We start from the raw sequence: 10,468 nt of genomic DNA, 5'->3' as shown, positions 1-10,468 counted from the left end.
TAAAACCTAGATGGGTGCTGGTGACATCCTCTTTTGGCTATAAGAGGATGTCTTTTTTGTTGCGGAAAATTTGAACACAAGATCTTGGCTACTTTTTGGGTTCTAAACTCCAACCCCAGTGCCCCTGATATTTCTGGATGCTATTCAGGCGATTGAATGCCATTTAGAAGGATTGTTATTGGATAATGAATCGTATGGTTCGGCCAAATATCGGGTAGGGCAAAGCGCATTAATATTGCCATGCCAGATCGTGTTTTAAGTCTCATCGATCTGTATGCCAAAAAAATATGTGATAAAAAATCATTCTTCTCTTTTAGCAGATGCAGCACTTAGCTATATGGAATTAACCCCTAATACTGAGAGCCTTTTAATCAAAATAAGAAGGGCTACCATGCCGGTACCCTTTTGGGTCATCTAGCCAATCATCAACTTCTTTGTGGAAAAAAACATCGTCATCATCCGATTCAGTAGGAAATAAGCGTCCAAGTGGCGCTAATTTCTTGCTGATTTGAGCGATAATATCCTCAATTGAAGATGCTACGTGGCAGAGCTCCTCACTGGCAAAATAACCAATGTCACCTTGCTCATCAATCTTGTAATTATTGCAAAAGGGACTTTCTCCATAAATCAGCTCTCTACTTGCTTGTTCCATGAGTTCTATGCTTTCTTTTAGCTCTGATGCATGATATTGAAGTTTGCTTGCTAGTTCGCTGGCATGCTTAATATGGACGGTATCGTATTTTTCTTGCAAAGATTGTAAGCCTTTTTCATTGAAATCGCCGTATAATTTGTGACAATAAGCCATGTGTTTATCATCGCCAACAAACATAATATCTTCTTCTTTAATCCCTTTCTCTTCTAAAATGATTTGTTCTTCAACTACTTCTATTGGTTCTAGCATCTCTTCTGCTCGAATTTGGTATTGTGGTTTTGGTGCAAACCAGCACCAGTCCTTAAATTCTTCGGCAAGACACGTGATGATATGGGGGTTATCTTTATCTAGATAGGTTTTAAAAACATATTCTTTGCCTTTTTTCATCGCTGTCTCAAATTCATTAGGCAAGATTAAAGTATCGTTAGACCAATATAGGTCTTCACCAAGAAAATAAAATGCTAAACGAATCGAGCTAATGATTTCTTCTGGGTAGAGTCTTAAGGCGGAATGGATAATCCATGGTTGTAACTTAGTATCCTTATTTTTATTAAAATTATTTGTCAGCAAATTACCAAAGTAGGCAATAACGGATTCACGTGAGATCTGTTTGGTATGCCATAGGGCAACTAATGAGTCTATAGCTGCAATTCGTGCAAACTCAAAGGCTTTAATATTTTCAATCAACTTATAAATAAGCTCTATATTTCCGTTAAAAGTAGAGGCTAAAATATTAGGCATATCTTCTATTTCGTCGTTAAAAAGACTGTGCTCAAAACTGTTTGGCATTTTATTTAAAAGTTCAATAATTAATGGGTAAGCTTTCTGTTCACGAAACAGTGCCAATAGGTAAATGGCAATAACGTGCGCTGAACGTGATTTGATTGACTCTTTGTTCAGGCTTTCTAAAGTTTTTTCCAAAATATTTAAAAGATGAGGCGTCACCAGTGCTTGATTTTTTCTTGCAAAGTCAAACTCTTTTTCAAGGGAGCGATAGGGGATAGTTGATATTGACTCAATGAATTGCTCGATAGTCATCTTAAGCATACCTTGGTTTTGTACAATGAATTGGCATTTTAAGACATAATAGCAAGGCAGTAAATAACAAGTGTTTCCAGTGGTTAATTTGTTAGGTGTTGTTACCTGCACTGTTTTATGGACTCTTGATCGGCCTCTTAAGTAATATTGATAGTAAAAATAAGTGTGTTATTGAGAGGACCTAGAAATTATCACAGGGCGTACTCTAGTGATAGAAGGAAATCACTTTCCAAGAGCTTCTACCTTGGTATTGGCAATTGCTTCACGAAGTTCCGCTTCATGTCTTAATTTATTAGCTTCACCTAATAGTTTATGTAAATTTTGTTTTTCGTCTTTTAAAAATTCAATGGTAGAGGCGTCTGCAGATATTCTTTTTTCATAAGTTAGGGAGTTATCTTGTGCGGTGCGTTCTAGTTCTGCAACGCGAGTCTCTAGTTTTTTTATTATACTAAGGGATGAGTTTAGTTCTTCTTGAGTTTCATTTAAATCAAGGCTGAGATCATTGATTTTGTTTTCTAGCTCTTGTTTCATTTTATTAGCAACCAAGCTGTATTCAGCTAGGATGGCTTGTTGTAATTCCGGTGATATCGCCATATCAGACTCTTTAGCCAATTCTTTCTCTTCACGCCACTGTTTTAGATATTCAGCAACAACAGTGAAAGAGCCACCAAGCTCAGAAATAATTTTTCGCACAGACGGCTTGTTACCCAGGAGCTCCATTTGATTGCACCGCTGAGCAACCAGTAGGTAAGTTATTTTTGACAAGACGATCTCCGGTGATAACAGTTTAATATCGTTTTTATTATTATATCGATATTATTTATTGTTTCAAGCAGAAAAATTTTTATGTGGTCGGCTCGATTTTGACAAAAAAGACACCGCCAATTCGGATTTATCTAGTTTTTTCAATCTCAATTTTGTTAATTGAACATCTCAGAAGATCATTGTTTTGCAATAATCATTGGGCTCAGCATTCTACTTTATTGATTTTTGAGGAATGACTGGCATGTCGATAACGATATAATATCGGTATCATTTAAAAAACGTTATCATTATATTTTATGGTTTTAGAAGGTAGGTTAAATGAGCGAAATTAAAGTAGTTAGATAGCTCAATATGTGATTTGACTTTATGTCGTTTATATACGACAATTAACTATGAAAGAAACAAAAAATCGCACATTACGAAACTATAGTACTCCATCAGGAGCTGTTCCTTTTGTAGATTGGATCAATAGCCTTAAAGATCCGGTAACTCGTCATCGAATAAGAAGACGATTGGACAGAGTTGAGATGGGAAATTATGGTGACTATAAGCCACTTGGTGATGGAGTATGTGAATTAAAATTTGATTTCGGCTCTGGATATCGGATTTACTTTGCTGAAGAAGAGGGTGGTGTGATTGTTATTTTATTGTGCGGTGGCGATAAAGGCAGTCAAGTGCAAGACATCAAAACCGCCAAAATGTATTGGCAGGAATTATTGGAGCGAGATCATGAATAGAGACAATTTAATTAAAAATACAGAAAGCTATCATGATGAATTTATTGCTTCTTTAAAAGATCCTGAAGAAGCGTATGGATATTTACAGGTTGCCTTAGAAGAATATCAAATAGATAATCATGCAGAAGCGTTGCTTGTTGCCTTACGTAATATTGCTGATGCACAAGGTGGTATGACAGAACTGGCTCGCAAAACACATTTAAATCGTCAAAATTTATATAGTATATTATCTAAAAAGGGTAACCCAAGATTAGATACTTTTGGTTTAATTCTTAAAGGTTTGGGATTTAAGCTAACTATTGAGCAGGGCAGTTCACACGTAAATTGAATCTAACTCATAGATATATTCACTAAGACTGATTACTGTGATTCCCAGGCCTAGCGACTTCATGACAAACTTAGTGAATAATGAAGAGGCCTTGAACTGTATATTTTTAGATGACTTTTGTATTGTCCAAGTATTGAAATGTATTCTATTTCTTGTCTCTATCGTTATGAATTAGATCCTGTCAATTGTTTTAACAGGTATTCAAGGCCCAGCTCAAAATCTCCTTTACCAAGGATGCTGTCAATAGTCTTCCCTTTAAATGAATTAGCTAAAGTTAAAATTTTATTATTCACCTCTTCAAGCTGATTAGTATTTTTTTCAACCTGAGCAATGAGTTTTAATTCTTTATTTGTGGGATTTTCATTGCGCCATTTTTTACATTGTTCGAAGAAGACCCAATTATCAGCATTTTGAGCGCTGTGCAGTTTAATGATTCGCTCAATGGTCTCACTATCAAGTACATGGGGTTTCGATTGGACTTGGTTTAGATTATTGAGTTGTTCAACTGATGCTTCAAGTTGGCCTTCGCTTATCTCAATATACAAGGGCAGCATATTCAGGCCATACCAATTTGCGTCTTTATTCATGGTTCTTTTCTTGGGAACAAGGAAGTGTGATTAAACCCTAATTAAACAGCAAAAACAACATGAGGCCTTATGTTCATTAACGTGATTTAGCATCAGGTGTTGTGGGTGCCAGATCATCCAGTCGTAAATTGGTCATTCCAATTGCAGCGGCGCATTGCAAAAAGAAGGCAAATTGAAAGGCGCCACGGCTCATTTTATTTAATATACTGGCGTGGGTTTCGTGTACATCAATGGTGTTGAGCAGGGTAACAAGTTGCTCATAACTGATGTTGCGTCGCTTTAATTCGGCTTTAAGCATCCCAGAAGCTAATTTATTCCAGTCCATAGTACCCAATAGAAATCCTCTGAAAATATCTTTAATAAAATTATTATCTCAAATACGATATAAAAATGTCAAATATGGCTTGCATGAAATGCCGTAAGTGATATAATAATACTGTATTCGATATATCATATTTTACAAAGGACATTAAAAATGATTAGAGAGATTGTGCGAAAAACTTCTTTACCGATTTATTTTGTTTTGGACACCATCCGCTACAAGCGTGGCCAACGCAAGATGATGGCATACTCCCTGAAGAATAGCCGATGCAGTTAATTTTAATTAAGGCTTTGGGTAGATATGTCGTGTCAAGTTATAAGTTTTTTTGAGATACTCCTATCGCCTAATACATCACAATATAATATAAAGATGGAGAATATAATGAAAATAAGATTCATGTTAATGAACGCAGTTGCAGTATCGGCCATTGTTTTAACAGGATGCAATACGACTGATATCAAAGCGACTATGGGGAATGGGGATGCAGTTTCAACAACTACTAACGGGTTTTTCCGCATATTTGGCCCAATTAAGCAATGGTATGACATATTAGGACAAATATAAAACTAAATGACTTTTTATTGAAAGGAAAGTCTGCTTAGCGAAGCCATTTTGTGGGCTATGGATTCTATTTTATGAAATAGAGAACCCAATAAGATGCTTGTAAAATCAATGAATTAACTCTTGATTGCCAGTTTGGTCTCGATATGCGGAAAAACCCAATATGTGTGGGGACACTGATTTATCGGGAGCCGGATGTGGTAGTTCTGCATATCCGGTTCTGAGGAGGGTTCGGTCGGAGTGATCTGGCCGTTCTACTCACCCAGGACCCCTTCTATGACCGATTAACTCGTGATGAACTTCTCTTATTTTGCTGGATTTCTTCCTTACTTCTTTGCTTTTACAATGGGAACACCGTGCTTTTCGTTGATACACCACATCTAATATTAATGGGTGATAACCACTCACTTTTACTATGGAAAATCCAGGTAAATTTAGGATAAGATTATATCCAGGCACTTTAATCTCCTTTTTGACCATCAAATCAATAGGTTAGTTTAGACTAATACGATTAAAGTGCCCCCTCAATTGGTGTAGAGCCTATTTTTCTACCTCGATCTACCGTCTTACAAGTCTTAACATTTGAGCAATATAAATGCCTTAACCAGTAAGATTTGATTGGGGGCTTTCTACTATATTTATAGGATCAGGTGTTTGTGCAAAAAAGCCTATATTACTCGGCGAACCAGAAACGGCGGTTCCCTGAAGCAATTGTTGTAAACCCACATATTCGAATCGAGAAGCATGAGCATCCTTAGAGTCGAGGGCAAAAGCCTTTAGGACTTGTCTTTGAAAAAAGGTAAATTGCTCGCCATATTTATTTTTCATTAAGTCTAGGAAGTGTTCCTGTTGTGTAATACTGATATCTAAGGTTTTTTTTAAAAGGTCTAAAGCTTCTTTGTCCAATTCATCAATATAAGCTTGCCAGGCCTTTTTCAGTATTTCTCGATTTCCATCGTTAATAATAACGTTAAAATGTTCGCGGACAAAAGAACGGAGTTCTTCTTTAATATCATCCCCCGTAAGAATTTTTAAAAGAGGATTCCCAAGAACCGACTGAAAGAGCCTTCGCTTAACGCCTGAAAAACAACTAGGCTTATCGCCTCGCAAATCGTCACATTCTTCACTAATACGATTACCGTTTTTATCAATAATAAAATTTCCTGTTGTACTTCTTTTAAAACGGCTCTCATCCCAGTTATGCGCACGCCCGATGTAGGCTAGTTCGGCAATAAAATGCTCAAGTCGATTTTCGGGAGTATAGCCACCATAGCTAGCAATTTCTTCGTCCAATGCAGCTAAAAAGAGCATAACAATTAGCGGCTGATATTGTTCAAAGGTAGACCATCTCTCACTTGTCTTATTTGGATTAACATAAACATAAGACGCATTTTCAGCCATCCAAGGATTGGGCTTTAATAGATAACGCCAAGCAGTATGGTCTGTATGTTGGTAATAAGCTTGAAGAGCCAGATTTTTTTCCTTGGTGGTGAGTAGCAAAGCTTGAAAGTCTTGCCATTCAAGAGGTAAAACAAGAGTGCTCCCATCGTCACAAATAATCTGAGCTGGTTTTTGCTCATAGCGAAGGGCTAGAGTATATCTTAGAGCAGTCATAATGTGGGGTACTCCCGCCTGCTTTATCATGGGCCCATAGTGCTTATCGGCCAACTGCAAGGATTTCTGCTCTACAATGCTTAACGCTTGAACAGAAGATTCTTTGTCTTGGGCCAATTGGCGTAAATCAAAAGCACCGCGCGCTTCATCGCGGTAATAATTATGTTGTTCGGCTAGCTCAAGGACAGAAGGAAGGGCAAGCAAGAGCTCAGCAGCAGCTTGGTTCCCTACTCTCAGGGCTAAGCGTAATAATTCATTAGTTTGATTACCATCGATTGCTCTGTGTGCCAGCGCTATAAGAGCGGGAATCTCTATAAGAAACCGTATCTCATCGGTTAAGGTAGCATCATTACGCCGAATTAAATTTCTTATTAGATAAAAACCTAATTTGGCTTCCTCAGGCTCAACAAGATCAAAAATCATATTGGAACTTTCTTGTTCTAGCCTTTCTCGGTGGCTACGGATGATATCTAGGCGTTCTTGAACAAAAGGATAAATATAGGTTATTCCATATTCATGGTCATGTCGTTCTGCATAAGCAAATACTGAGGAAAAATTGAGAAGATATTTAGCAAGTGGGCCATGATTATTTTCAGCCGCTTTTCTGAAAGAAGAGTAATTATCTGCGCTAAGCATCGCCTGCACCTTATCGGGTGAAAGTGATAGTAAGTATTCGATAACTTCCAAATAACCATTGCTAGCTGCGAAACGAAAAGCATCATAATATTGAGTTGTGAGCATGGCTTGTATCTTTTCTTCTGGTGCGAGGGTTATTAAATATTTCATCATAGATAAATGCCCGCTGCGGGCTGCTAAAATAAATACATAATAATTATTAGATACAAGCATGCTTTGCATTTGTTCTGGCTCAAGCTCTCCCAAGACTCTTACCAAAAGTTTCATAACGGCTAGATGCCCCCAGTGAGCTGCATTACAAAAAGCCCCATAGCCACCACCAGCTGTAATCATCGTTTGTAGCTGGTGTGGGCCTCGTTCATTTACGATTCTTAATAAGCGATCTACAATCGCCAAGTGCCCCATTTCGGTAGCTAAAAAAAATGCACGATAATTATCAGAGATAATCATTTCTTCTAAACTGGCCGAATAGATAGATATTAGTTTTTCAAAGAAGCTTGTTCTTCCATAAGCAATAGCATTAAGAAAGAGTGATTGTGGTTTAATGGTCAATTGATGAGCTATTTGCATTAACGCATCATCACTTGCATCGGGATGGCTGAAGACAAAAGCAAGCCAAATAGCACGCTTTTTATTATCAGGAAGTGCTTGGAAATCAAGTGAAGGAAGAGCAAACTCGTCTACCTTATTCATAATCTCAAGTTCAAATTCAGAAAGCTGCGAATCAAAAAAGAAATAAGTACGCCAAAGTTGTTGTGGTATCAAGTTCGCTTGACAATGTTGCTTTCTCTCAGCTTCAGAGTTAAATCGCATGGTGATTCCTTTTATAGCCAGGTATTAGATTGCACTATTAATTTTTATTAATACTCATCATTAAATACAGTTGTGAATACACTGCCAATTAGTGGCAGAAAACAAAGAAATAGGAGTTTTAAGCTGTAATTCACTACAGCCTAGCGTACCTTCAAATGCAGCTTTCAACGTACTTGCACTTTACTGACGCCGATATAATTCTAATTATATGATCAAGGTGAGTCAATAATAATCAGACTATCCAATTTATTTTCTGAAAATAAACAATCTTTGCCAATAGAAAATTGCGCTTTAAAAAAATAATAAATTCAAAATAGTTAATTGATTTCGTCGATATTCCTATTTTTGTTTGACAACAAAAGAGAATGTTTGGATAATGGTCGCTCTTCATGGAAGAATAAAAGACAAAATTTTCTTCTTACTAATATTTATCGTGGAGTATTTTGCAATGTTGGAAGAGTTGATTAAAGCCCTTAAAAATCACTACTATGCCCCTGTCTCCTATGAGCTTGGAACTAATGTTCAAAATATTGTTACTCGAATGCCAGAAAGCCATAGGTTATGGGATGAACTAGCCTTAAATCTCCCAGATTATATCGCTACTTTTCGTGTCAAAAATATCTTAGAGAATATGCCGGTATTAGACGCAGATGAAAATAGTTTGCCTAAGGAATATCTACTAAGAGCATCTATTATCGTTAGCGGTTTTGCACACGCCTATTTTTATCCCAACGGTTGTACTGAAAATGACAGCTTGCCAGCCGCAATTAAACAACCCTTAGAGCAAATTGCTAAAAGAATTAATAAAAAATTCAATAGTGAAAATAAAGACTCCTTGGATGTTTATGTGGGACGAACCTACCTAGAGGATTTTTTAGCTAATTGGCAATTTAAAGAAGACTCTCTGAATACTCAAAAATTTCGTTTACAGGACATAGAAATTGATGCATTAAAACTACAAGCTCCTTATTTTGATAATCAAGAAGAACTCGTTTCTACTTTAGTAACAGGCCCTTTAATGCAGGCTCACTTTGCTCCCGCAATAGAGCAATTAAGAAATTTAGAACGAGAACTAAACCAAGCATCGCCGAGCATATCTGTTATCATTAATACTATGAAAAATATTAGTGCGATAGTTTTGGATGTAAGAAATACCTTTATGCTCATGAGCCCAAAACTAAAAAGCAAGTATTATGTTGATCAAGTGATATGGCCAAAAACATCGCCTACTATTGGTAAAAAAATTCACCCTAATGAAGCACCAAATACTGGCGCTGACTCACCCATTTTTCATATTCTTGATAAATTAATTGCCAGAGAAGAATATGACTCTAAAATGGGTAAGAATATTCAGAGTCGCTTTGGTTTTCTTGTTGAAAATCATCAAAAGCTGATACTTGCTGTTGAAAAAATAGGCCAACAACTCTTCCAATTTGTTAAAGATAATCATCATAAGGATTTGAGAGACGCTTATGCTACCCTTGTATCCTCCTATACAGGCCGCAATAGCCTGCTTGAAAGCCACAGAAAGAAAGCCTTTGGTTATTTAAAAATGTCTTTTCTTGGAGGCCGTTTAGCAACCAATGGTAATGAACGAGGCAGCTCGAGCACAAAAGAGAATCAGCAAACAGGGCTTACTCCATGGGGAGGGCTCCATTATTCCTTTGTTAAAGGAATGGATGATAGAAAAAAAACATTGCGTAAGCTAGGGATTGATATCGAGGAGAAAGCCAAGGAAAAAATGATAGATTATCCTAACCAGAACACGTTTTACAAAAGGCACGAAATTGCACGTAGCAATGCCTCTGGAAGGATACTAGGAATTTTCGAAAATATGGTTTTTGATTTGACCGCTATTGCTGAAACCCATCCCGGTGGTCATCGACTTATAAAAAGCTTGGCTGGATCTGATATGACTGTTGAGCTTAATCAAGCTCATTTCTATGATATAGAAAATATCAAATTATTAATGAAAAAATATTGCATTGGCCAACTAAAAGAACCATTAATTAAAGATGAGCTAAAGGTAGTAATCAATAAATGGACACGCGTCTTATTTATGATCTCCGAAATTCAAAATAATCTTCAAAACATTTGGTTTTTTGATCAAAAACAAGTAGGGGATCGCCAGAGACAGGTACCTTTCCATTTTGTAATGAAAACTTTAAATATTTTATTTGGTCATGAAGGCTATCTGGACTCTTTGCTATCAATTATTGATGATGATTTATTAGTTTTATATCGCAATAAGGAATTAAAGCATTTTAAGTCGCCCTTAAAAAAGCCAGAATATGTTCATAAATTTACCGATATTGGACAGCTGGCCATAGAATATGGACAAGATGAGATTCAACATTTCGATATTCAAACGGCTGATGAAACCCTTGTTAATAAATTAATCGTTGCTAAGCTTTA

Annotated in this window: 9 protein-coding genes and 1 pseudogene; 4 read left to right on the top strand and 6 right to left on the bottom strand. The window is 36.7% G+C overall.

Annotated elements, in window-relative coordinates:
• Nucleotides 1–367: 367 nt before the first annotated feature.
• Both LDG_RS06175 and LDG_RS06170 read right to left on the bottom strand, forming a co-directional pair.
• Entirely contained in the window at nt 368–1,690 is a 1,323-nt protein-coding gene (locus LDG_RS06175; protein WP_006870345.1) for a DUF1186 domain-containing protein, read from the bottom strand.
• Between the two features lie 222 nt (nt 1,691–1,912).
• Entirely contained in the window at nt 1,913–2,455 is a 543-nt protein-coding gene (locus tag LDG_RS06170) for a DNA-binding protein (protein WP_148263525.1), read from the bottom strand.
• Between the two features lie 392 nt (nt 2,456–2,847).
• On the opposite strand from LDG_RS06170, the gene LDG_RS06165 reads away from it, so the two are divergent.
• Both LDG_RS06165 and LDG_RS06160 read left to right on the top strand, forming a co-directional pair.
• Nucleotides 2,848–3,192, top strand: coding sequence for a type II toxin-antitoxin system RelE/ParE family toxin (locus tag LDG_RS06165; RefSeq protein ID WP_040534707.1), 345 nt, complete (start codon nt 2,848–2,850; stop codon nt 3,190–3,192).
• Nucleotides 3,185–3,520, top strand: coding sequence for a helix-turn-helix domain-containing transcriptional regulator (locus tag LDG_RS06160; RefSeq protein WP_006870342.1), 336 nt, complete (start codon nt 3,185–3,187; stop codon nt 3,518–3,520). Before LDG_RS06165 ends, LDG_RS06160 begins: the two co-directional genes overlap by 8 nt.
• A gap of 164 nt (nt 3,521–3,684) precedes the next feature.
• Here the strand turns inward: LDG_RS06160 and LDG_RS06155 are convergent, their stop codons facing one another.
• Nucleotides 3,685–4,107 (bottom strand): hypothetical protein, encoded by a 423-nt coding sequence (locus LDG_RS06155; protein WP_006870341.1) that lies wholly within the window; start codon nt 4,105–4,107, stop codon nt 3,685–3,687.
• A gap of 76 nt (nt 4,108–4,183) precedes the next feature.
• Entirely contained in the window at nt 4,184–4,432 is a 249-nt protein-coding gene (locus LDG_RS06150) for a DUF6471 domain-containing protein (protein WP_040534705.1), read from the bottom strand.
• 378 nt (nt 4,433–4,810) lie between these two features.
• Between LDG_RS06150 and LDG_RS06145 the strand changes: the two genes are divergently transcribed.
• Nucleotides 4,811–4,993: a hypothetical protein gene (locus tag LDG_RS06145; protein ID WP_040534703.1), complete on the top strand. Its 183-nt coding sequence runs from the start codon at nt 4,811–4,813 to the stop codon at nt 4,991–4,993.
• Between the two features lie 267 nt (nt 4,994–5,260).
• On the opposite strand, the pseudogene LDG_RS20815 reads toward LDG_RS06145, so the two are convergent.
• Both LDG_RS20815 and LDG_RS06140 read right to left on the bottom strand, forming a co-directional pair.
• Nucleotides 5,261–5,449, bottom strand: a pseudogene (locus LDG_RS20815) (ISL3 family transposase); the annotation flags it as partial.
• Between the two features lie 141 nt (nt 5,450–5,590).
• Nucleotides 5,591–8,053: an ankyrin repeat domain-containing protein gene (locus LDG_RS06140; protein ID WP_006870339.1), complete on the bottom strand. Its 2,463-nt coding sequence runs from the start codon at nt 8,051–8,053 to the stop codon at nt 5,591–5,593.
• Between the two features lie 376 nt (nt 8,054–8,429).
• On the opposite strand from LDG_RS06140, the gene LDG_RS06135 reads away from it, so the two are divergent.
• On the top strand, nt 8,430–10,468 hold a 2,039-nt coding region (locus tag LDG_RS06135), incomplete at its 3' end, for a cytochrome b5 domain-containing protein (protein WP_148263524.1).

Source organism: Legionella drancourtii LLAP12 (assembly GCF_000162755.2).
GTDB lineage: Bacteria > Pseudomonadota > Gammaproteobacteria > Legionellales > Legionellaceae > Legionella > Legionella drancourtii.
Note: the sequence above shows the minus strand (reverse complement) of the source record. Positions and strands in the feature narration are given on the sequence as shown.